Origin of the sequence: Kitasatospora sp. NPDC049285 (genome assembly GCF_040678815.1) — a bacterium.
In the GTDB taxonomy this organism is placed as follows: Bacteria; Actinomycetota; Actinomycetes; order Streptomycetales; family Streptomycetaceae; genus Kitasatospora.
The window spans coordinates 74,789-96,591 of record NZ_JBFAQR010000025.1 but is presented as its reverse complement, the minus strand read 5'-3'; the positions used below and the strand labels follow the sequence as shown (position 1 = coordinate 96,591).

At 73.3% G+C, this 21,803-nt stretch carries 19 protein-coding genes and 1 riboswitch; of the genes, 6 read left to right on the top strand and 13 right to left on the bottom strand.

Annotation, left to right across the window (positions count from 1 at the left end; all coding sequences use genetic code 11):
• Positions 1-126 precede the first annotated feature (126 nt).
• Complete coding sequence (locus tag AB0K51_RS18335; protein WP_363456102.1) at positions 127-315, top strand: hypothetical protein; 189 nt, start codon at positions 127-129, stop codon at positions 313-315.
• A 124-nt stretch (positions 316-439) separates the two neighbouring features.
• On the top strand, positions 440-589 hold the full coding sequence (locus AB0K51_RS18330) for a hypothetical protein (protein ID WP_363456099.1): 150 nt from the start codon (positions 440-442) through the stop codon (positions 587-589).
• Between the two features lie 52 nt (positions 590-641).
• Here the strand turns inward: AB0K51_RS18330 and AB0K51_RS18325 are convergent, their stop codons facing one another.
• The 5 genes from AB0K51_RS18325 to AB0K51_RS18305 are packed head-to-tail and all read right to left on the bottom strand — an operon-like array spanning position 642 to position 7,199.
• Positions 642-2,021, bottom strand: a complete 1,380-nt coding sequence (locus AB0K51_RS18325) for a cobyrinate a,c-diamide synthase (protein ID WP_363456097.1) — start codon at positions 2,019-2,021, stop codon at positions 642-644.
• Between the two features lie 4 nt (positions 2,022-2,025).
• Entirely contained in the window at positions 2,026-2,622 is a 597-nt protein-coding gene (cobO, locus tag AB0K51_RS18320; protein WP_363456094.1) for a cob(I)yrinic acid a,c-diamide adenosyltransferase, read from the bottom strand.
• A 4-nt stretch (positions 2,623-2,626) separates the two neighbouring features.
• Entirely contained in the window at positions 2,627-4,627 is a 2,001-nt protein-coding gene (locus AB0K51_RS18315; RefSeq protein ID WP_363456110.1) for a putative cobaltochelatase, read from the bottom strand.
• Positions 4,628-4,671: 44 nt separating this feature from the next.
• Positions 4,672-6,219 carry a cobyric acid synthase gene (locus tag AB0K51_RS18310; protein WP_363456091.1) on the bottom strand — a complete coding sequence of 516 codons (1,548 nt, stop codon included), beginning with the start codon at positions 6,217-6,219 and terminating at the stop codon, positions 4,672-4,674.
• Positions 6,216-7,199, bottom strand: a complete 984-nt coding sequence (locus tag AB0K51_RS18305; protein WP_363456088.1) for a cobalamin biosynthesis protein — start codon at positions 7,197-7,199, stop codon at positions 6,216-6,218. Before AB0K51_RS18305 ends, AB0K51_RS18310 begins: the two co-directional genes overlap by 4 nt.
• A gap of 54 nt (positions 7,200-7,253) precedes the next feature.
• Positions 7,254-7,334: riboswitch (cobalamin riboswitch) on the bottom strand.
• Positions 7,335-7,595: 261 nt separating this feature from the next.
• Here AB0K51_RS18305 and AB0K51_RS18300 point away from each other — a divergent pair.
• From AB0K51_RS18300 to AB0K51_RS18285, 4 genes are all read left to right on the top strand, one after another.
• Positions 7,596-8,264 (top strand): helix-turn-helix transcriptional regulator, encoded by a 669-nt coding sequence (locus AB0K51_RS18300; RefSeq protein ID WP_363456085.1) that lies wholly within the window; start codon positions 7,596-7,598, stop codon positions 8,262-8,264.
• Between the two features lie 123 nt (positions 8,265-8,387).
• Positions 8,388-9,083 (top strand): hypothetical protein, encoded by a 696-nt coding sequence (locus tag AB0K51_RS18295; RefSeq protein ID WP_363456082.1) that lies wholly within the window; start codon positions 8,388-8,390, stop codon positions 9,081-9,083.
• A gap of 155 nt (positions 9,084-9,238) precedes the next feature.
• On the top strand, positions 9,239-10,354 hold the full coding sequence (locus tag AB0K51_RS18290) for an alpha/beta hydrolase (RefSeq protein ID WP_363456079.1): 1,116 nt from the start codon (positions 9,239-9,241) through the stop codon (positions 10,352-10,354).
• Positions 10,355-10,586: 232 nt separating this feature from the next.
• On the top strand, positions 10,587-12,074 hold the full coding sequence (locus AB0K51_RS18285) for a hypothetical protein (RefSeq protein WP_363456076.1): 1,488 nt from the start codon (positions 10,587-10,589) through the stop codon (positions 12,072-12,074).
• A gap of 137 nt (positions 12,075-12,211) precedes the next feature.
• Here the strand turns inward: AB0K51_RS18285 and AB0K51_RS18280 are convergent, their stop codons facing one another.
• The 8 genes from AB0K51_RS18280 to AB0K51_RS18245 form a co-directional block, all read right to left on the bottom strand.
• Entirely contained in the window at positions 12,212-13,093 is an 882-nt protein-coding gene (locus tag AB0K51_RS18280; RefSeq protein ID WP_363456074.1) for a CDP-alcohol phosphatidyltransferase family protein, read from the bottom strand.
• A complete protein-coding gene (locus AB0K51_RS18275) occupies positions 13,080-13,757 on the bottom strand; it encodes a phosphatidylserine decarboxylase (protein ID WP_363456071.1) in 678 nt (225 codons plus the stop codon). Before AB0K51_RS18275 ends, AB0K51_RS18280 begins: the two co-directional genes overlap by 14 nt.
• A 433-nt stretch (positions 13,758-14,190) precedes the next feature.
• The gene (locus tag AB0K51_RS18270) at positions 14,191-15,393 is read right to left on the bottom strand and encodes an acyl-CoA dehydrogenase family protein (protein ID WP_363456068.1); all 1,203 of its coding nucleotides are present in this window, start codon (positions 15,391-15,393) and stop codon (positions 14,191-14,193) included.
• A gap of 137 nt (positions 15,394-15,530) precedes the next feature.
• On the bottom strand, positions 15,531-16,028 hold the full coding sequence (locus AB0K51_RS18265; protein ID WP_363456065.1) for a MaoC family dehydratase: 498 nt from the start codon (positions 16,026-16,028) through the stop codon (positions 15,531-15,533).
• A gap of 3 nt (positions 16,029-16,031) precedes the next feature.
• Positions 16,032-16,994, bottom strand: coding sequence for a CoA ester lyase (locus AB0K51_RS18260; protein ID WP_363456062.1), 963 nt, complete (start codon positions 16,992-16,994; stop codon positions 16,032-16,034).
• 21 nt (positions 16,995-17,015) lie between these two features.
• Positions 17,016-19,040 (bottom strand): protein meaA, encoded by a 2,025-nt coding sequence (locus AB0K51_RS18255; protein ID WP_363456060.1) that lies wholly within the window; start codon positions 19,038-19,040, stop codon positions 17,016-17,018.
• Complete coding sequence (gene ccrA / locus AB0K51_RS18250) at positions 19,040-20,377, bottom strand: crotonyl-CoA carboxylase/reductase (protein ID WP_363456057.1); 1,338 nt, start codon at positions 20,375-20,377, stop codon at positions 19,040-19,042. Before ccrA ends, AB0K51_RS18255 begins: the two co-directional genes overlap by 1 nt.
• A 373-nt stretch (positions 20,378-20,750) precedes the next feature.
• Positions 20,751-21,659 carry a TetR family transcriptional regulator gene (locus AB0K51_RS18245; RefSeq protein ID WP_363456054.1) on the bottom strand — a complete coding sequence of 303 codons (909 nt, stop codon included), beginning with the start codon at positions 21,657-21,659 and terminating at the stop codon, positions 20,751-20,753.
• Between the last annotated feature and the right edge of the window lie 144 nt (positions 21,660-21,803).

Sequence of the window (21,803 nt, the reverse complement as noted above, 5' to 3'; positions counted from 1 at the left end):
GCGCCCGCCCCCCCCCCCCCCCACCTCGCGCCAACCCACCCACCTACGGCCCCGCCCCCCCCCGCTCCGCAGGGCCGCCCCGGCCGGGGCGGCCCTTCGACGTTCCCGGGCACCGGCCGGAGCCGCGTGATCGTCGCGCTGTTTGAATGGCAGGTGCTGGCCGGATCGCACTACACCGAGGCGTACGACGAGGACCCGTTGGCGGTCGCGCTCGCGCTGGAGAACCGGAACGTGTGGTGGAGCCCGATGCTCTACCCGGAGGCCGGCATCCCCGAGGACGTCGCCGGGCGGGCGAGGCGGTCTTCGTCGACCTGATGCGCCGCCCCGGCCCGGACGGGCGGTTCGACCCGGAGTCCTGGTCCCCGAAGCTCTCCTGGGCGCTCGCGCTGGTGCGGGAGACCGGCTACGGGTGGATCCGGCTGCCCCCGGCGGTGGTGGTTTGCGGCCCGAGCTGTTCGACGGGGCCGACGAACTGGAGTGGATCTCGTACGGCGGCGAACTGCAGGAGGCCGTGGTGTGGTTCGGGCTCGAGGGCAGCCCGTCGAGCCCGCCGAGGCGCCGTGCCACCGCCCTGCCCGGCCCGAACTGACGGGCGGTCAGGGCGGGGTGGAGTTCACCGCCGGCGGGCGCACCCTGGCCCGTCAGTCGATGGACCGCGCGGCGTACGCGGCGGCGTGCCGGACCAGCCGGGCGGGGAGCTCGGGGGCGCCGGTCCAGTGCAGGTGCAGGTACGAGGCGTGGACCGAGCCCTGCAGGTGGCCCTCGGTGTGCGGGCCGGCGGGGGTGCGCCAGGCCCAGGCGGGGGAGGGGCCCGCGGCCGGGTCGGTGGCGGTGCGGTGGAACTCGTGGCCGCGCACCCGGGTGCCCGCGACGGCCAGCGGCGAGTCGGCCAGCGCCACCGCCTCCCGGTAGCCGAGGGTCAGCCGGGGCGTCATCCGGGCGGTGGCGTCCAGCACCCCGCACATCGGCAGGCCGTCCAACTCCCGCCCCAGGTACAGCAGTCCGGCGCACTCGCCGACCACCGGGGCGCCGCTCGCGGCCAGCTCCGCGATCGAGGCCCGCAGCGCCGCGTTGGCGCTCAGCTCGGAGACGTACACCTCCGGGAAGCCGCCGCCGATCACCAGCGCCGCGGTCCGCTCCGGCAGCGCCTCGTCGTGCAGCGGGTCGAAGGCGACCACCTCCGCTCCGGCGGCGGCCAGCAGTTCGGCGTTCTCCGCGTACGAGAAGGAGAACGCCGCGCCGCCCGCCAGCGCGATCCGCGGGCGCGGGCCGTCGAGCCCGGCGACCTCGGCGGCCGCCTCCCAGGCCTCGGCGGCCAGCGGCGGTGCGGACCGAGCCAGTGCCAGCACGGCGTCCAGGTCCACCGAGGCGGCGACCAGTTCGCCCATCTCGCGGACCGCGCGCAGCGCCTCCGCGGAGCGCTCCACCGCCGGCACCAGGCCCAGGTGCCGGGACGGCGTGTCCACCGCCTGCGCCCGCCGCACCGCACCGAGCACCGGCACCCCGGAGCCCTCCTCCAACGCCTCGCGCAGCAGCGTCTCGTGCCGGTCCGAGGCCACCTTGTTGAGGATCACCCCGGCCAGCCGCACCTCGGGGTCCCAGGAGGCGAAGCCGTGCACCAGCGCCGCCACCGACCGGGACTGCGAGGAGGCGTCCACCACCAGCACCACGGGCGCCCGCAGCAGCTTGGCGACCTGCGCGGTGGACGCCAACTCGCCCCGCCCGGCCGCCCCGTCGTACAGGCCCATCACGCCCTCGACCACCGCCACGTCCGCGCCGGCCGCGCCGTGCGCGAACAGCGGGGCGATCCGCTCCGGGCCGCTCATCCAGGCGTCCAGGTTGCGGCCCGGCCGGCCGGAGGCCAGCGCGTGGTAGCCGGGGTCGATGTAGTCCGGGCCGACCTTGTGCGGGGAGACCCGCAGGCCCCGCGCGGTGAGCGCGGCGATCAGGCCGGTGGCGACGGTGGTCTTGCCCGCCCCGGAGGACGGGGCGGCGACGACGATCCGGGGGGTGCTGTTCAACGCTCTACCACTCGATACCGCGCTGGCCCTTGCGGCCGGCGTCCATGGGGTGCTTCTCCTTGGTCATCTCGGTGACCAGGTCCGCGAGTTCGACGAGCTGCGCGGGCGCGTTGCGGCCGGTCACCACCACGTGCTGGCTGCCCGGGCGGTCGCGCAGCACCGCCACCACCTCGTCCACGTCGATCCAGCCCCAGTGCAGCGGGTAGGTGAACTCGTCCAGCACGTAGAAGCGGTAGGTCTCGGCGGCGAGGTCGCGCTTGACCTGCTCCCAGCCCTCCTTCGCCGCCTCCTCCGAGGACTCGATGTCGCGCTGCACCCACGACCAGCCCGAGCCCATCTTGTGCCAGGCCACCGTGCCGCCCTGCCCGGACTCGCCGAGCACCCGCAGCGCGTTCTCCTCGCCGACCTTCCACTTAGCCGACTTGACGAACTGGAACACCCCGATCGGCCAGCCCTGGTTCCAGGCCCGCAGCGCCATCCCGAACGCCGCGGTGGACTTCCCCTTCCCCGGCCCGGTGTGCACCGCGGTGATCGGCTGGGTCCGCCGCTGACGCGTCGTCAGACCGTCGTCGGGGACGTTCTCGGCAACTCCCTTGGGCATCGGCTCAGGCCGCCTTTCGCATCGTCGTACGGGTGTCGCGGACCAGCGAGGCCACGCCCTCGGCCCGCAGTTCGTCCAGGGTCACGGCGTCCGCGCGCAGCCGGCCCGCCAACTCCCGGGCCAGGCCCAGGCGGACCGGACCCGACTCGCAGTCCAGCACCACCGCGGCCACGCCCTGCGCCGCCAGCAGGCCCGCCGCGCGGCGCGCCTGGTCCAGCGCGTCCTTCGCCCCGGTGGCCCGGCCATCGGTCACCACCACCAGCAGCGGACGGCGGTCCGGGTCGCGCAGCCGCTCCACCCGCAGCACCTCCTGCGCCCGCAGCAGGCCGGCCGCCAGCGGGGTCCGCCCGCCGGTGGGCAGTTGCTCCAGCCGGGCCGCGCCGACCTCCACCGAGGAGGTCGGCGGCAGCGCCAGCTCCGCGCCGGCGCCGCGGAAGGTCACCATGCCGATCTTGTCGCGCCGCTGGTAGGCGTCCATCAGCAGCGAGAGCACCGCGCCCTTCACCGCCGTCATCCGCTGCCGCGCCGCCATCGACCCGGAGGCGTCCACCACGAACAGCACCAGGTTCGACTCCCGCCCCCGGCGCACCTGTTCGCGCAGGTCGTCGCGGCGCACCAGCAGCGCCCGCCCGTCCCGCCCGCGCGCCACCTGGTGCGGCGCCGCGGCCCGCAGCGTCGCGCTCAGGTGCAGCCGCGCCAGCCGCCCCTGCGGGCGGCGCGCCCGGATGGTGTGCCCGCCGTCGGTCTCCGCGGGGGAGCGGCGCCCCTGCGCGCCTCGCCCGGTCCCCTCCACCTTGAACAGCTGCGTCCGGTACGGCTGGTCGGCCGCCACCGGCGCCGACTCCCGTGCCCCGCCCGGCCGTTGCTTCGGCGGCGCGGCGGGCTGCTGCTCGGACGGCTCCGACGGATCGGCCGAACCCTCGGGCGCGGCGGGCTCGTTCGGCTCCGGCGCACCGCCGCCCGGACCGCCGCCGTCACCCCCGTCCGGTCCGCCGTCCGGCTCCGGGCCGTCGTCCTCCGGGCCCTCCTCCGGCGCGTGCTCGGCCAGCGTCCGGTCCAGCTGCTCCTCGTCCAGCCCCGGCGCGTCGAACGGGTTGCGCCGCCGCCGGTGCGGCAGCGCCAGCTGCGCGGCCTTGCGGACGTCCTCCTCCAGCACCTCGGTACGCCCCGCCCAGGCGGCCAGCGCCACCGCGGCGCGCGCCATCACGATGTCCGCCCGCAGCCCGTCCACCTCGAACGCCGCGCAGACCGCGGTGATCTGACGCAGCGCCAGGTCCGACAGCTCGACGCTCGGCAGCAGCTCCCGGGCGGTGGTGATCCGCAGCGCGAGCTCCCGCTCCGGCTCGGCGTACCGCGCCGCGAAGCCCGCCGGGTCGGCGTCGTACGCCAGCCGGCGGCGCACCACCTCGGCCCGCTGGTCCGCGTCCCGGGTCGCCGCGATCTCCACGGTCAGGCCGAACCGGTCCAGCAGCTGCGGCCGCAGCTCGCCCTCCTCCGGGTTCATCGTCCCGACCAGCAGGAACCGCGCGGCGTGCCGCACCGACACGCCCTCGCGCTCCACGTAGGACCGGCCCATCGCCGCCGCGTCCAGCAGCAGGTCCACCAGGTGGTCCTGCAGCAGGTTCACCTCGTCGATGTACAGCACACCCCGGTGCGCCTTCGCCAACAGGCCCGGCTCGTACGCCTTCACGCCCTCCGCGAGCGCCCGCTCCAGGTCCAGCGAGCCGACCACCCGGTCCTCGGAGACGCCAACCGGCAGCTCCACCAGGTACGCCGGGCGGTCGCTCACCGCCGCGCCGTCGTGCGGCCCGTCCGGGCACTGCGGGTCCGGCGACGCCGGGTCGCAGGCGAAGCGGCACCCCGGCACGGTGGCGATCGACGGCAGCAGCCCCGCCAGCGCGCGCACCATGGTGGACTTCGCGGTGCCCTTCTCACCCCGCACCAGCACCCCGCCCACGGCCGGTGACACCGCGTTCAGCAGCAGCCCCAGCCGCAGGTCGTCCATCCCCACGATCGCGGTGAACGGGTAACGGGCATCGGTCAGTTCGCTCACTTGGCACCCTCCATCTCCACCGGGGCCGGAGCCCCGGGCGGCACGAACGGCAGACCCGCCGGCGCCCCGTTCTCGATCAGCTTCCACAGCGCGTCGGTGTCGGCGTGCTCCGCCACCAGATCACCCAGCGCGTCCAACCGGCGCTCGCGCGCCGCGGCGAACGAGGTGTCCGGCGACGGCGTGAACGCCCGCCCGGCCGCCCGCGCCACCTCGCGCAGGAACACCCGCCGGAACGCGTCGTTCTCCAACACCCCGTGCCAGGTCGTCCCCCACACCGAGCCCACCCGGCAGCCGTCCAGGGCCGATCCGTCCGGCCCCGCGACGAACACCTCGCCGCCCTCCACCGCCACCACCCCGTGGTGGATCTCGTACCCCTCCACGCGTTCGCCCAACGCCACCCCGACCGGACGGGCCAACACCTTCTCCCGCCCGAACACCACCCGGGTCGGCAGCAGCCCCAGCCCGTCCACCGCGCCCGCGCCCGACTCGACGGTGTCCACGATCCGACGGCCCAGCATCTGGTAGCCGCCGCACACCCCGAGCACCGGCCGGCCCTCCGCGGCGCGCGCCGCCAGCGGCTCGGCCAGCCCCTGCGCGCGCAGCCACGCCAGGTCCGCCACGGTCGCTCGGGTCCCCGGCAGCACCACCAGGTCGGCGTCCGCCAGCTCCTCCGGCCGGGTCGCCCAGCGGACCAGCACCCCCGGCTCCTGGGCCAGCGCGTCCACGTCCGTGAAGTTCGACAGCCGGGGCAGCCGCACCACCGCGACCCGCAGCACCTCCGCCCCGGCCGGCCCGGCCACCGGCGGGCGCTGCGCCACCGACGCCAGGTCCAGCGAGTCCTCGGCGTCCAGCCACAGCCCCGACAGCATCGGGAACGTCCCCAGCACCGGACGGCCCGTCAACTGCCGCAGCATCTCCAGCCCCGGCGCGAGCAGCCGGGCGTCGCCGCGGAACTTGTTGACGATCCAGCCCGAGATCAGCGCCTGGTCCTCCGCGGACAGCAGCGCCAGGGTGCCGAACATCGACGCGAACACCCCGCCGCGGTCGATGTCGCCGACCACCACGACCGGCAGCCGCGCCGCCGACGCCAGGCCCATGTTGGCGATGTCCCGGTCCCGCAGGTTGATCTCCGCCGGGGAGCCCGCGCCCTCGCAGACCACCACGTCGAACCGCGACCGCAGGTCCGCCAGGCACTCCAACGACCGCTCCAGCAGCACCGGTTTGCGCTCCCGGTAGTCCAGCGCCCCGACCTCCGCGACGGCCCGCCCGAGCAGCACCACCTGGCTGCGCCCGTCCGCCCCCGGCTTCAGCAGCACCGGGTTCATCGCCGCCTCCGGCTCCACCCCCGCCGCCTGCGCCTGCATCGCCTGCGCCCGGCCGATCTCCGCCCCGTCGGCCGTCACGAACGAGTTCAACGACATGTTCTGCGCCTTGAACGGCGCCACCCGCACCCCCTGCCGGGACAGCCACCGGCAGATCCCCGCGGTGACCACGCTCTTCCCGGCATCGGACGTCGTACCGGCGACCAGCAACGCGCCGTTCACGGGCGGGCTCCTTCGGAGGGGAGAGAGGAAGAGGAGAACGCACCCCGGGGGCGCGACAGCGCCACGGCCCGCGCGGCGACGGTGACCCCCAGCGCCAGGGCCCCCACCCGCCGCGACAGCCGGCAGGCCCGTTCGATGTCCGCGACGCCGACCGGGGGGAGCTCCGCGCCCAGGACCGGCCGGTGCTCGACCCGCTCGCCGTACTGCAGCGTCCCGCCGAGGCGGACGCCGAGCGCGCCCGCGAACGCCGACTCGGCCTGCCCGGCGTTCGGGCTCGGGTGGGCGGAGCCGTCCCGCCGCCAGACCCGCCAGGTCCGGCCCGGGGCGCCCGAGGCGGCGACCGTCAGCAGCGCGGTGAGCCGGGCACCCGGCCAGCCCGCGACGTCGTCCAGCCGCGCCGCGGCCCAGCCGAAACGGCGGTACCGCGCGGACCTGTGGCCCACCATCGCGTCCAGCGTGTTGACCGCACGGAACGCCAACAACCCCGGGGCGCCCGCCAGTCCGCCCCACACCAGGGCGTTCACCACGGCGTCCGCGGTGTTCTCGGCGACCGACTCCACCACCGCCCGGGCCACCTGCTGCTCGTCCAGGCCGGAGGGGTCGCGTCCGCACAGGTGGGGGAGACGCTCCCGAGCCGCCGTCAGATCCCCGGCCGCCAACGACCGTCCGACGGTCCGCGCCTCCCGGGTCAGCGACGTCCCGCCCAGCACGGTGAAGGTGGCGGCGGCCGTCAGCGCGGCCGCGGCCGGCCGCGAACGCCGCACCGCGCGCTCGGCGAGCACCGTGCCCGCGGCGACCGCGCCCACGGCGAGCGCGGTGTGCACCGCCCCGGCCCCGCGGTGGTCACGCCACAGGCGCTTCTCCAACCGGGCGGCGGCGCTGCCGAACAGGGCGACCGGATGCCCGCGCCGAGGGTCGCCCAGCCGGGCGTCCGCGAGGTACCCCGCGACCGCGCCCACCAGGTACGGGGCAGCCCGCATGGCGTCGTGTCCTCACTCAGGGTCCGCGCCCTGGATCGACGGAACGAAAGGCCAGAGTCTCCTGACTCCCGGACGCCCCATCGGGCTCCCCGGTCACAGTGGCGGGACCGCGCCGGACTCGCACCGGCTTCCTCTGCTTACCTCCGTTTGGCCCGAAGATCCCACCACGCCCGCTTCCCGCCAGTCAACCGAGGTGACGGAGGGTTTGGTCACACACGGTCGCCGTCCGAGCGCTCCCGGCCGAGCGGCTGTCGCTCCGTCACTACGTCCGATCCGGCGTCCGGTTCGTCCACCCCCCTCTCGTTCGATCGACCAGTCGTCGGCCGGGACCGCCCGCCCCGCTTCGTGTCTTCGGCGGGTGGGGCCCGCCGCCGTCCGCCCGTACGTTCAGGGGGCATGCGACGCAGACAGCTGCCGGCCCCGCCCGTGCCGTTCTCCCCCGCCGCGGCCCGGGCCCACCGGACCGGCCTCGGCCTGACACCCGATCAGGTCGCCGAAGGCCTCGCCGCCCACGGCATCCGCCTGCTGCCCGCCCACGTCCTCGGCTGGGAGAGCGGCCACATCGTCCCCACCGAAGAGGAGCTCATCGCCCTCGCCCGCACCCTCTGGTGCCCGCCCGTCCAGCTCATGGGCGGAGCCCCGCGCACCCTGCGCGACTTCCGGCTGGCCCGCGAGCTCAGCCAGGAACAGGCCGCCCGCCGCCTCGGCCTCGCGCCCGCCACCTACCAGAAGGCCGAAGCCACCGGGAAGTGGACCGGCGACGAGGAACAGACCCACACCCTCGCCGTCGTCCTCGGCGTCGACCTCCGCACCCTGGTCCACCTCACCGGCCGCGACGCCGAACTCGACTCCCGCCTCCGCCAGGTCGTCCAGGGCCGCTGGCAGGCCCAACTCCGCCCCATCGCCCGCATCGTCCCGGTCGCCCCCGAAGCCCTCGAACACACCCTCGCCACCCTCCAGTCCGAACACCACACCCCCACCCACTGGGGCGCCACCCCGCCCCCGCCCCGCCCCCCGGTCACCCCGCGCTTCTGGCAACTCCTGGCCGAGGAACTGGCGGCCTAGCGGACGGGTGCCAAGGGTCGGTCGAACGGCCGATCCTCAGTCTTCGCTCAGATCATCACCGTCTCGCCCCGTCGTCTGTCAGCATGGCCGCGCCCGACCGGCAGAACGCACCCAGGGGGTTCCATGGCAAGGATCGAAGACACCGGGCCACCGCTGCTGCAACCGTGCCCGAGCTGCGGACTCACCGACGAGGTGGCCGGCGTTCCGGCCGTCTACCACGCCGGGCGGGACAGCGTCAGGATCACGACTCCGGCTCGTTTCGACGATCCCGAGGAGACCGTCACCCGCAGTGTCACCACGTCCCTGTCGGGTGCTCTGGAACCGGCACCGGGGCTCTTGTCCATGCCGTCACCGCTCGGTTGTCTCGCGGGGATGTTGGGACTGGTGTCCATCGGGACCTTCATCGCAGGCGCCGCCGCCGGCCACTGGTTCAGTGACCGCACCACGGCGACGCACCCGCAGAACTACCCGTTCGACCGCACTCCGGTCGCGGACTCGCCACGGCCCGACTTCGCCTTCCTGGGCTGGATCTCCGCACTGGCGCTGGTGGCGGCGATCGCGCTGTTCGTCCGCGCGGCCAAGCATCGGTCGGCCCGAAAACGGCTCCTGGCGGGTCGGGCGGCTGCCGAGCGGCTCTGGTCCCGAGGCTGGTACTGCGCCCGCTGCGGCACCGTCCACTTCCGCACCGAGTCGGGCGAAGAGGCCACAGCGCTGACCCTGCAGGAATTCCGGGCGCTGGTCTGGGAGGCCGGCGGCTACGGCCACCTCGTCGAGGGCGGTCCCCGCCAACCGATGCCGAGGGCTCGTCGGCGCGCATGACCCGGAGCGCGGCCGCTCCCGGTGCACCGTCCCGCTGTCACCGGCGGTCGGCTCCCCGGCCGACCACCCGCTCGCGCGTCCCGGGTCGCCGGGGGCGGCGTCTGCGGGTGGACTGGTGCTCGTAGCCATGGACCGTCAGCCGGGGAGTGCCGTCGATGCGTTGGGGAACCGCCGCCGTTGTCGCAGCCGCCGCAGCAGGGACCGGGGCGGCGTTCCTGCTGCTCGGGAGGAAGGTGTCGAACCGGGTGGTGCGGCCCGGGGAGGTGGAGCCGTTCGCCGCGACGCGGGTGGTGGTGCAGGACCTGGGTCCCGGCCGGGTCGGGCTGACCCGGACCGAGGAGACCCTGCTGACCGGGCACTACGCGCTGGAGTGGCCGGACGGCGGGCACGCGGTGGTCGGCGGTGTCCTGGACCGCGGCGAGCAGCGGGTCCTGCGGCGGCTGGAGCGGGCCGACGGCGGCACCCTGGCCGTCGGCACCGAGGTCCGGGTCACCCCGCGGGTGCTGATCGGGGACCCGCGCACCGCCGCCGGCCTGGACTTCACCGACACCGCGGTCGACGGCGAGCTCGGCCCGCTCCCGGCCTGGCACACCACCGGGATCCGCGGCACCTGGGTGGTGCTGATCCACGGCCCCGGCGCCGACCGCACCCAGGCGCTGCCGGTGCTGCCGCTGCTGCACGCGCTGCGCCTGCCCACCCTGACCGTCACCTACCGCGGCGACGAGGGCGCGCCCGCCTCCCCGGACGGCCTGGGGCACTTCGGCGAGACCGAGTGGCGAGACGTCGAGGCGGCGATCGTCCACGCCCTGGACCACGGCGCGGGCCGGGTGGTGCTGTACGGCTGGTCGGTCGGGGCGAGCATCGCGCTGCAGACCGCGGCCCGCTCGACCTGGCGGGAGCGGATCGCCGGCCTGGTGCTGGACTCGGCGGTGCTGGACCTGACCGAGACGATGCGCCGGGAGAGCGCCCGCGGCGGCGCGTCCCCGGCTCTCGCCGAACTCGGCTCGCTCGCCGCGCAGGGCCGCACCGGCGTCGACCTGGCCGGCTTCGCCCGGATCGCGGCCGGCACCGACCTGCCCGCCCCCGCGCTGGTGCTGCACAGCCCCGCTGACCGGATCGCCCCCTGGGCGGCCGCCCAGCGCCTCGCCACCAGCCGGGACGACCTGGTGAGCCTCCAGCCCGTCCCGGACGCCGCACACGCCGCCCTGTGGAACGCCGACCCGGCGGCCTACACCGAGGCGCTGCGCCGCTTCCTCACGCCGCTGCTGTGACGGCGGCGGCCGGCGCCGTGACGGCGATCACCAGGCGGAACCGGAACGCCGGCCACCGCGTCCTGTTCTCGCAGGCTGCGCGGTATTGTTCATGTGCATGCCAGAAAACGGAGCGATCCGTCCCGCTTTGCGGTGGCTTGTCCACCCTTCGTTCGAACGGTTGGGACAGCGCGCCGAGACAGCCCGGCAGTCGATGTGACAGAAGGCCCGTGCAAGGGGAAGACTGCACGGCGTGACGTCTCGGAACCCGCGCGACCGTGATGCCCCGCACCAGCCGATCCGCACCGGTGCGACGGTGACCCGTCTGCCCGGCACGGCCGGGCGGGCGGACGGCACTGTACCCGGCACCAACCGACGCCGGGTCCCCGCCAAGCCCGGACGCGGCCGCGTGCCCGTCCCGGACGGCTTCCCCGCGCCCGCCGAACTCGCCCCGCTGGCCCGCCGGATGCTCGCCGACGCCGTCCGCGTCGCGCGCTGGGCCGGCGAGCTCGCCGAGGTCGACAAGCGCGGCGAGCTCCTCCCCGAGGACGCCCGCGCCGCCGGCCGCGCCCTCGCGATGACCGTCGGCGCCGCCGCCAACGCCTGGGGCCAGGCCCTGCTGGTCGGCCTGGTGGAACTCCGCGACGGCGGCGCCGGACCCGGCTGGCGGCTGCACGCGTGGGAGCGCGACGACGAGGCGGTGGTCCGCGGCTGGTCCGCGCTGTTCGACGCCTGGACGCTGCTCGCCCCGGTCCCGCCGGTGGCGCTGCGCGGCGTCTTCGCGCAGCTGGCCGGCCAGGCCGTCGACCAGGCCCCGCAGCTGCTCTCCTTCCTGCACCTGGTGGACGGGCCGGTCGCCGACAGCGAGCTGCTCGAACTGCTCCGCCGCGGCCTGGACGAGCGCCGCCTCGGCCCCGGCACCTTCCCGCTCTCGCCGGTCCCGCACGCCGCCTCCGCGGTCTCCGCGGTCCGCGGCACCTGCCGCGAGCCGCAGATCGACACCCCGCACGCGCCCGCCGACGTCGCCGCCGTGCTCGACTGGATGCTCGACGGCCTGGCCGCCGTCGGCGCGCTCACCCGCGGGGACGAGGCCGCCGAACTCTCCCCGCTCGGCCACTGGGCGGTGCGCGCCAAGCTCGAGGAGATCTGCACCGTCGCGCAGACCGCCGCCGGGCACATCGAGCAGAGCGCCGTGGAGCTGCTCAGCGCCTGCGCCGACTACACCCCCGGACCGGCCCGCGCCGAGTTCCGCGCCTGGGTCGCCGCCCGCCCCGCCGACCGCGCCGTCGCCGAACTCCTCGAGGCCGCCCGCGGCGAGGACGCCCTGGTGCGCGGCCTCGCCTTCGAGGCCCTCCGGGTGGTGGCCGGCTCCACCGCCGAGCAGGGCGTCCGCGCCGCCGTCGAGGAGGCCGTCCTGCGGCCCTACGCGCTGCTCTGGCTCGCCGAACAGCTCGACGAGGGCGGGGTGTCCCCGGCCGACGTGCTGGGCGCGGAGGACGCCGCCTGGCTGTGGGTCGACACCGCCGCCGCCGTCCTCGACCACGGCGAGACCGACCTGCTGGTCGGCCACGTCGAGGGCGCCTCGGCCGGTGAACCCGTCCGCCTGTTCCACCGCGCCCGCCAGTCCGGCCACCCGCGAGCCGCCAGCGTCCTGACCGCCGTCGCCTCCGTCCACCCGGACCCCGCCGTCGCCCGCGCCGCCCGCCGCAGCGCCTTCTCCGTGCACAACGGCGGCGCCTGAGCTCCCGCCTCGGTTCGCGCCCCGTCAGGGGCGCGGGGAACTGCGCGAAGCGGAAGACCGCACAGCAGAAAGCCGCCCACCCGGAGAATTCTCGGAGTGGGCGGCTTTCGTGAGAGCAGCTACCGCAGCTACCGCAGCTACGCGCAGTTCCGCTCGGCACGCCGGGCCCGCACGTCGCCGACCTTCTGGCCGACCTTCCGGCGGATGACCAGCAGCGGAGCCATCGCCGCGAGGGCGATCTGGGCGACCGCGCCGATGTGCATCAGGGTGTCGCCGCCGGGCAGGCCCGCGGCCCAGGAGGCGAGGCAGCCGATGGAGACCACGATCCAGGCCAGCGTGGCGGTGGCCAGCAGGCCCTGCGGCTTGGGGTACTCGATCCGGCTGACCATCAGGTAGGCCACGCCGAGGATCATCAGCAGGCCGGGGATGAACGGCGGGTCGAGCAGCACGATCGCGATGACCGTCATCGCGCCCATCGGGCAGGGCATGCCCTGGAAGATCCCCGGCCGCATCTTGACGGCCGAGAAGCGGGCCAGCCGCAGCACCACGGCGAGCAGCACGGTCAGCGCGATGAACGCCGAGAGCTGCTGGTTGGAGCCGGGCGAGACCAGGCCCCAGACCGCGACGAAGTAGGCCGGCGCGATGCCGAAGCTGATCAGGTCGGCCAGGTTGTCGAGCTCCGCGCCCAGCGCGGAGGAGCGCAGCTTGCGCGCCACCAGGCCGTCGAACAGGTCGCACATCGCACCGATCAGCAGCAGGGTGACCGCGGTGGCGGCGCTGTGCTTGACGGGCGTGTTGGACTCGCCGGTGAGGTGCGGCATGAGGATCCCGGTGGTGATCGAGTAGATCGCCAGGAAGCCGCAGACGGCGTTGCCCAGGGTGAGGAAGTCGGCGGTGGACAGGTGCTGGGGGGAGCGGGGCGCGCGCAGCTCGCGGTCCCGGGCCCAGCGTCGGCGGCGGAGTTCGGTCTCCTCTTCGTCGGCAAGGCCGACCAGAGTCTCCGGATCAGTCACGGTCAAGGCGAGTCACCCCGGCTGTGGTCTTCTGGCCGACCTCGACGCCGACCTCGACGCCGGCCGGCAGGTAGGTGTCGACGCGCGAGCCGAAACGGATCAGACCGACCCGTTCGCCCTGCTCGACCTTGGTGCCGGCGTCCATGTAGGGGACGATGCGGCGGGCCACGGCGCCCGCGATCTGCACCATCTCGATGTCGCCGAGCTCGGTGTCGAAGTGCCACACGACGCGCTCGTTGCGGTCGCTGTCCTTGTTGAACGCCGGGACGTAGCCGCCGGCGATGTGCTCCACGGACGTCACGGCACCGGCCAGCGGCGCGCGGTTGACGTGGACGTTGAGCGGGCTCATGAAGATGGCGACGCGGGTGCGACCGTCCGGCCACTCGTCGATGGACTGGACCACGCCGTCGGCGGGGGAGATCACTCTGCCGGCGCCGATCTCACGCTCGGGGTCGCGGAAGAACCACAGCATGCCCGCGCTGAGCGCGCAGGCCGGCACGGCCGCCAGGGCCCACTTGCCGGAACGCCGGGTGAGGGCGGTCGTCACGGCGGCGGTGGCCAGCGTGGGAACGAACCAAGGGGTGGCTCCGCGGGCGATGGTCACGCGGGGTCGGCGACCCTCGGGTCCGGGACCCTGGGCGGAGGTGTGAGGGGACGGGCTGATGGGCATCGAGGACCTTTAGTCGCGGGCCCCGCGCGGGGACACTGAATGGCCCCTGGACGGGGGCCACCGCGGGGATCGAGTTGTCGGGACGGCTGCTGTCCCGGTGGATGCTATCGGGACCTGCCGGTATCTGGGCAAGCCGCCTGCTAGTCGAACTACGCCTGCCTGATGAGTCGTGCTCCTGCTATGTGTACGACCGTAACCGGGGTGGGTGCGGATCCCCAAGGACTCGCAAGGACGTGGTGACCCACGTCTCAGCGTGTCGGGGGTGATTCCGGGGTGTGCGGAAGCGGCCGCGGGGCGCGTACCTGGGGAAACGCGCCCCGCGACCGCTTCCGTCGCCACGCCGGCCGTGGAACGGCTGACCAGGCCTCGGTCGGCGCGGCGGGGTGTCGGAGGCGGGCCCGCACGCCCGCGTTCCGACCGGAGAGGGACGTTCTCAGTCCGCGAGCCGGTACTCCTCCAGGAGCCGGCGGCCCACGATCATCTTCTGGATCTCCGCCGTACCTTCACCGATCAGCAGCATCGGGGCCTCCCGGTACAGCCGCTCGATCTCGTACTCCTTGGAGAAGCCGTAGCCGCCGTGGATCCGGAAGGTGTCCTCGACGACCTCCTTGCAGTACTCGGAGGCCAGGTACTTGGCCATGCCGGCTTCCAGGTCGTTGCGCTGGCCGCTGTCCTTCTTGCGGGCGGCCATCACCATCATCTGGTGGGCGGCCTCGACCTTGGTGGCCATCTCGGCGAGCTTGAACTGGATCGCCTGGTGCTCGGCGATCTTCTTGCCGAAGGTGGTGCGCTGCTGCGCGTAGGCGATGCCCAGCTCGAAGGCGCGGCGGGCGACCCCGCAGCCGCGGGCGGCGACGTTGACGCGGCCGACCTCGACGCCGTCCATCATCTGGTAGAAGCCCTTGCCGGGGACCCCGCCGAGGATGCGGTCCGCCGGGATGCGGACGTCCTGCAACACCAGCTCGGTGGTGTCGACGCCCTTGTAGCCCATCTTCTCGATCTTGCCGGGCACGGTCAGGCCGGGAACGGTCTCGTTCGGCCCGAAGCCCGGGGTCTTCTCGATCAGGAAGGTGGTCATGTTCTTGTACGGGGTGTTGCCGCCCTCGTCGGTCTTGCACAGCACCGCGACCACGGACGAGGTGCCGCCGTTGGTCAGCCACATCTTCTGGCCGTTCAGGACGTAGAACTCCCCGTCCTTGACTCCCTTGGTGGAGATCGCGGAGACGTCGGAGCCCAGGCCCGGCTCGGACATCGAGAAGGCGCCGCGCAGCTCGCCGGCGGCCATCTTCGGGAGGAAGTAGTCCTTCTGCTCCTGGGTGCCGTGGGCGTTGATCATGTGCGCCACGATGAAGTGGGTGTTGACGATGCCGGAGACCGACATCCAGCCGCGGGCGATCTCCTCGACCACCAGGGCGTAGGTCAGCAGCGACTCGCCGAGGCCGCCGAACTCCTCGGGGATGGTCAGACCGAACAGGCCGAGCTGCTTCATGCCCTCGACGATGGCGGTGGGGTACTCGTCCTTGTGCTCCAGCTCGGTCGCGACCGGGATGATCTCCTTGTCGACGAACTCCCGCACGGTGGCGAGGATGTCCCGCTGGATCTCGGTGAGGCCGTCGGTCTGTGCGAGGCGTCCCATCGTGCGGCTCCGTGACTGCTCAAGAGGGATGAGGGTGGGGGAGGGGGCTCCGCGGCGCGTGGCTGCCGCGGAGCCCCCGGGACCGGGGTGGGGTACGGCCGATGACGGCGGCCTACCCGTCCGGGGTCTGGGTGGGCTCAGGCGAGCGGTTCGGGGCGGCCGGGCTGCTCGCCGCCGCGCTCCTTGTTGTACGTCTCGGTCGGCACCATCACCTTGCGGCGGAAGATGCAGACGACCGTGCCGTCCTGCTTGTAGCCCTTGGTCTCGACGTAGACGATGCCGCGGTCCGGCTTCGAGGTGAGGTTCTTGTCGAGGACCACGGTCTCGCCGTAGATGGTGTCGCCGTGGAAGGTCGGCGCGATGTGGCGCAGCGACTCGATCTCCAGGTTGGCGATCGCCTTGCCGGAGACGTCCGGGACGGACATGCCGAGCAGCAGCGAGTAGATGTAGTTGCCGACCACGACGTTCCTGCCCTGCACGGTGGTGGTCGCGTAGTTGGCGTCCATGTGCAGCGGGTGGTGGTTCATGGTGAGCAGGCAGAACAGGTGGTCGTCGTACTCGGTGACGGTCTTCCCGGGCCAGTGCTTGTAGACCGCGCCGACCTCGAACTCCTCGTAGGTGCGTCCGAACTGCATGGCTCAGGCTCCCGGGATCTCGAACTTGGTGGTGCGCTCCATGCCCGCGGCGCGGCCCTTGCCGGCGATGACCAGGGCCATCTTGCGGCTGGCCTCGTCGATCATCTCGTCACCGAGCATCGCGGAGCCCTTGGCGCCGCCGGCCTCGGAGGTGCACCAGTCGTAGGCGTCGAGGATCAGCTCGGCGTGGTCGTAGTCCTCCTGCGAGGGCGAGTAGATCTCGTTCGCGGCGGCGACCTGGTCCGGGTGCAGCACCCACTTGCCGTCGAAGCCGAGGGCGGCGGAGCGGCGGGCGACCTCGCGGTAGCCCTCCTGGTTGCGGATCTGCAGGTAGGGGCCGTCGATGGCCTGCAGGTCGTTGGCGCGGGCGGCCATCAGGATGCGCATCAGGATGTAGTGGTAGGCGTCGGCGCCGTAGCCGGGCGGCTGCTCGCCGACCACCAGGGACTTCATGTTGATGGAGGCCATGAAGTCGGCGGGGCCGAAGATGATGGTCTCCAGCCGGGGCGAGGCCTCGGCGATGGCGTCGACGTTGATCAGGCCCTTGGCGTTCTCGATCTGCGCCTCGATGCCGATCTTGCCGACCTCGAAGCCCATGGTCTTCTCGATCTGGGTGAGCAGCAGGTCCAGCGCCTTGACCTGCTCGGCGGTCTGGACCTTCGGCAGCATGATGCAGTCGAGGTTCTGGCCGGCGCCCTCGACGACGGTGATGACGTCGCGGTAGGTCCAGTGCGTGGTCCAGTCGTTGACCCGGACGACCCTGGTCTTGCCGCCCCAGTCGCCGTTGTTCAGGGCGTCCACGATGTGGTGGCGGGCGCTCTCCTTGACCAGCGGGGCGCAGGCGTCCTCCAGGTCGAGGAAGACCTGGTCGGCGGGCAGGCCCTGGGCCTTCTCCAGGAAGCGCGGGTTGCTGCCCGGCACGGCCAGGCAGGAACGGCGCGGACGGAGTCGGTTCACAGTCGTCATGAGGGAGGTCGTTCCTTCCGGTCAGCTGGTCGCGGCGGTGGTCGCCGCCCACGGCTGAAGCCTGTTGGCGAGCCGGATCTCGTCCACGATCCGGCCGATGATGGTCGTGATGCCGAAGTCCTTGGGGGTGAACACGGCGGCGACTCCGCCGGCCTTGAGGGCCTCGGCGTCCGCGTTGGGGATGATGCCTCCGACGATCACTGGCACATCCTCCACCCCGGCCCGGCGCAACCGCTGTATGACGTCGGGCACAAGCTCGGGGTGCGCGCCGGAGAGGATCGACAGTCCGACGCAGTGCACGTCCTCGGCGACGGCGGCGGAGACGATCTGTTCGGGCGTCAGGCGGATGCCCTGGTAGACCACCTCGAAGCCGGCGTCGCGGGCCCGGACGGCGATCTGCTCGGCGCCGTTGGAGTGCCCGTCCAGGCCGGGCTTGCCGACCAGCAGGCGCAGCTTCCCGGCGCCGAGTTCGGCGGCGGTGGCGGCCACGGCCTCGCGCACGGCGGCGAGTTCGCCGCCCGGCTCGGCGGCGACCGCGACCGGCGCGCCGCCGACCCCGGTGGGGGCGCGGTACTCGCCGAACACCTCGCGCAGTGCGAAGGACCACTCGCCGGTGGTGGCGCCGGCCCGGGCGCAGGCCAGGGTGGCGTCCATCAGGTTCTGCTCGGTGACGGCCACCTCCTTCAGGCGGGCCAGGGCCGTCTGCACGGCGGCCTCGTCGCGCCCCTGGCGCCAGCGCTCCAGGTTCTCCAGCACGGAGCGCTCGGAGGCCGGGTCGACCACCATGATGGCGGTGTCCAGGTCCGCGGTGAGCGGGCTGTCCTCGGTGGTGTCGAAGCAGTTGACGCCGACGATCTTGTCCTGGCCGGCCTCGATCCGGGCCCGGCGCTCGGCGTGCGAGGCGACCAGGTTGGACTTCAGGTAGCCGGACTCGACGGCCGGGATCACGCCGCCCATCCCCAGCACCTTGGCGATCTCCGCCTCGGCGCCGGCCAGCAGTTCCTCGGTCTTCGCCTCGATGACGTGCGAGCCGTTGAACAGGTCGCCGTACTCCAGCAGGTCCGACTCGTAGGCCAGCACCTGCTGGATGCGCAGCGACCACTGCTGGTCCCACGGCCGCGGCAGGCCCAACGCCTCGTTCCAGGCCGGGAGTTGGACGGCCCGCGCGCGGGCGTCCTTGGACAGCGTGACGGCCAGCATCTCCAGCACGATGCGCTGGACGTTGTTCTCCGGCTGGGCCTCGGTCAGGCCGAGCGAGTTGACCTGCACGCCGTAGCGGAACCGGCGCTGCTTGGCGTCCTCGATGCCGTAGCGCTCGCGGGTGACCTTCTCCCACAGCCGGGTGAAGGCCCGCATCTTGCACATCTCCTCGACGAAGCGGACGCCCGCGTTGACGAAGAAGGAGATCCGGGCGACCACCTCGCCCATCCGCTCGGCCGGGACCTGCCCGGAGTCGCGGACCGCGTCGAGCACGGCGATCGCGGTGCACATCGAGTAGGCGATCTCCTGGACCGGGGTGGCCCCGGCCTCCTGCAGGTGGTAGCTGCAGATGTTGATCGGGTTCCACTTCGGGATGTGCGCCACGGTGTAGGCGATCATGTCGGTGATCAGCCGCACCGAGGGGCCGGGCGGGAAGACGTGCGTCCCGCGCGACAGGTACTCCTTGACGATGTCGTTCTGGGTGGTGCCGGTGAGCTTGGCGATGTCCGCGCCCTGCTCCTCGGCGACCACCTGGTACAGCGCCAGCAGCCACATGGCGGTGGCGTTGATGGTCATCGAGGTGTTGGTCTGCTCGAGCGGGATGCCGTCGAACAGGGTGCGCATGTCGCCGAGGTGCCCGACCGGCACGCCGACCCGGCCGACCTCGCCGCGGGCGAGGACGTGGTCGGAGTCGTAGCCGGTCTGGGTCGGCAGGTCGAACGCGACCGACAGGCCGGTCTGACCCTTCGCCAGGTTCCGCCGGTAGAGCGCGTTGGAGTCGCTCGCGGTGGAGTGCCCGGCGTAGGTGCGCATCAGCCAGGGGCGGTCGCGTTCCTGAGCGGCCATCAGATGTCCCGGAAGGCGTTGATCTTGGTCAGGTGCTGCTCGCGCAGCTCGGTGTCGCGCACGCCCAGGCCCTCCTGCGGGGCCAGGCAGAGCACGCCGACCTTGCCCTGGTGCTTGTTGTGGTGCACGTCGAGGGCGGCCTGGCCGGTCTCCTCCAGGGAGTAGACCTTCGACAGGGTCGGGTGGATCTTGCCCTTGGCGACCAGACGGTTGGCCTCGAAGGCCTCGCGGTAGTTGGCGAAGTGCGAGCCGACGATCCGCTTCAGCGACATCCACAGGTAGCGGTTGTCGTACTGGTGCATGTACCCGGAGGTGGAGGCGCAGGTGACGATGGTGCCGCCCTTGCGGGTGACGTACACCGAGGCGCCGAAGGTCTCGCGGCCCGGGTGCTCGAAGACGATGTCCACGTCCTCGCCGCCGGTGAACTCGCGGATCTTCGATCCCAGGCGCTTCCACTCGCGCGGGTCCTGGTTGTTCTCGTCCTTCCAGAACTTGTAGCCCTCGGCCGAGCGGTCGATGATCGCCTCGGCGCCCATGGCCCGGCAGATGTCCGCCTTCTGCGGGCTGGAGACCACGCAGATCGGGGTGGCGCCGCCGGCCAGCGCGTACTGGGTGGCGTACGAGCCGAGGCCGCCGCTGGCGCCCCAGATCAGCACGTTGTCGCCCTGCTTCATGCCGGCGCCGTTGCGGGAGACCAGCTGGCGGTAGGCGGTGGAGTTGACCAGGCCCGGGGAGGCGGCCTCCTCCCAGGTCAGGTGCTTGGGCTTGGGGAGGAGCTGGTTGGTCTTCACCAGGGCGATCTGGGCCAGGCCGCCGAAGTTGGTCTCGAAGCCCCAGATGCGCTGCTCCGGGTCCATCATCGTGTCGTTGTGGCCGTCCGGGGACTCCAGCTCGACCGAGAGGCAGTGCGCGACGACCTCGTCGCCCGGCTTCCAGGCGTTGACCCCGGCGCCGGTGCGCAGCACCACGCCCGCCAGGTCGGAGCCGAGCACGTGGTACGGCAGGTCGTGACGGTTCGTCAGCGGCGAGAGGCGGCCGTAGCGCTCCAGGAACCCGAAGGTGGAGACCGGCTCGAAGATCGAGCTCCACACGGTGTTGTAGTTGACGGAGCTGGCCATCACGGCGACCAGGGCCTCGCCCGGGCCGAGCTCGGGCAGCGGCACGTCGTCCAGGTGGAGCGACTTGCGCGGGTCCTTGTCGCGGCTGGCGAGGCCGGCGAACATCTGCTCCTCGTCCTTGTGGAGCGTCACGGCCCGGTAGGACTCGGGCAGCTCGAGCGCGGCGTAGTCCGCGGACGTGGCGTTGCCGCTGAGGATCGCGGCGAGAATTTCCTGCATGGCTGCCTCCGAAGGCGTACCTGTGCGAGGGACACAGGGCGTCTGGGGGAGCCGGGAGCGGACACCGGCTTCGGCTTGAGGGTCTGGGTGGGTGGTGCGGGTGCGACGAGTTGGGTGGGTCGCGTGGGTGCTGCTGTTACGCCCCCTCGGTAGGGGACGCCGGACGACGGCGCGCCGAGGTGGGGAGCCGCGGCGCCGCGACCGGTGGGAACAAGGTAATGGCACCCTGTGCCACTCGTAAAGACACGCGGTGCCACCAGAGTGCGTGAGCCACGACACGCGTTCCGGTGGTGTGCCGGAGACGACCGAAGGCCCGTTCCCGAAACCGGGAACGGGCCTTCGATTCTGCTGTGACCTGCGTAAACCGCCTGGATTACACGGGATTCCGCTCCGCCAGGGCGGCTCGGATCGAATCCACCACCAGCTCCAGCGGTGCGTCCGTCCGGGCGACTGTGATCAGTACCTCACCGCCCGGGCTGGCACTCAGTGCGCTCACTGCTCCCAGCTCCTCTGGTGACCCTCCGTCACCGATGGCACCGGGTGCCAGCGAGGTTCCGCGCCGGCGGGCGCCGCTCGGCGGGGTCGGCCAGAAGGTGCCCCGGATCACCTCGAAGGAGTGGTCCAGCTGCGCCTCCACGTCGCCGTGGCCGCCCGCCCGCAGCCAGCGCCGCAGCACGTGGTTGTGGGCCGCGACCACCGCAGCCGCCGACACCTCCGCCAGCATCGAGTCGTCGTCGCCGCCGCGCTGCCAGCTCGGCGGGGTCTGCTCGGCCGCGTCGAACCGGCCCAGCAGGTACCGGGTGAACAGCCGCTCGTACCGGGAGACCACCGCGATCTCCCGCTCGCGCAGCGCCGGGACCTGCCGGATCAGCTGGTAGCGGGCCACCGACATCTCGGGCGTGGAGGCGTACATCCGCAGCACCTCCTTGATGCCGCGGCACACCACGTCCAGCGGGTGCTCCTCCGGCTCGGCGCTGGCCAGCAGGTCGGCCACCTGCACCAGGGTGTCGTCGTGGTCGGGGAAGATCGCCTCCTCCTTCGACCGGAAGTACCGGAAGAAGGTGCGCCGGGCCACCCCGGCGGCGGCCGCGATCTGATCGACCGTCGTCTCCTCGTAGCCCTGCGTGGCGAACAGCTCCATCGCCGCCGCCGTCAGGTCCTGGCGCATCTGCAGTCGCTGGGCGGCGGCCCGGCGGCTGCCCGGCCCGGACTCCACCCCCGACCGCGACGGGTCCGGCCCGGCGGCCGGCTGCTGCTGGGAGGGCGAGGTCTGGCGATCCATGTTCGGAACGCTACACGCACCCGGCACCGCGGCTGCGGGCCTGGCCCGGCGTACCGGCGCCGCGGGCGGCAGCACGGCCGGCCGCGGCCACCGCGCGGAGACCGCCCCCGACCCCCAAGGAGGCCGCGGGGCAAGCGGGTTGAC

Bases quoted from the DNA above. Each gene is read 5' to 3' on its own strand.
- cobO (WP_363456094.1), bottom strand. From the start codon at position 2,622: ATGCCCAAGGGAGTTGCCGAGAACGTCCCCGACGACGGTCTGACGACG.
- AB0K51_RS18315 (WP_363456110.1), bottom strand. From the start codon at position 4,627: ATGGACGACCTGCGGCTGGGGCTGCTGCTGAACGCGGTGTCACCGGCC.
- AB0K51_RS18305 (WP_363456088.1), bottom strand. From the start codon at position 7,199: ATGCGGGCTGCCCCGTACCTGGTGGGCGCGGTCGCGGGGTACCTCGCG.
- AB0K51_RS18300 (WP_363456085.1), top strand. From the start codon at position 7,596: ATGCGACGCAGACAGCTGCCGGCCCCGCCCGTGCCGTTCTCCCCCGCC.
- AB0K51_RS18295 (WP_363456082.1), top strand. From the start codon at position 8,388: ATGGCAAGGATCGAAGACACCGGGCCACCGCTGCTGCAACCGTGCCCG.
- AB0K51_RS18290 (WP_363456079.1), top strand. From the start codon at position 9,239: ATGCGTTGGGGAACCGCCGCCGTTGTCGCAGCCGCCGCAGCAGGGACC.
- AB0K51_RS18275 (WP_363456071.1), bottom strand. From the start codon at position 13,757: ATGCCCATCAGCCCGTCCCCTCACACCTCCGCCCAGGGTCCCGGACCC.
- AB0K51_RS18270 (WP_363456068.1), bottom strand. From the start codon at position 15,393: ATGGGACGCCTCGCACAGACCGACGGCCTCACCGAGATCCAGCGGGAC.
- AB0K51_RS18265 (WP_363456065.1), bottom strand. From the start codon at position 16,028: ATGCAGTTCGGACGCACCTACGAGGAGTTCGAGGTCGGCGCGGTCTAC.
- AB0K51_RS18260 (WP_363456062.1), bottom strand. From the start codon at position 16,994: ATGACGACTGTGAACCGACTCCGTCCGCGCCGTTCCTGCCTGGCCGTG.
- AB0K51_RS18255 (WP_363456060.1), bottom strand. From the start codon at position 19,040: ATGGCCGCTCAGGAACGCGACCGCCCCTGGCTGATGCGCACCTACGCC.
- ccrA (WP_363456057.1), bottom strand. From the start codon at position 20,377: ATGCAGGAAATTCTCGCCGCGATCCTCAGCGGCAACGCCACGTCCGCG.
- AB0K51_RS18245 (WP_363456054.1), bottom strand. From the start codon at position 21,659: ATGGATCGCCAGACCTCGCCCTCCCAGCAGCAGCCGGCCGCCGGGCCG.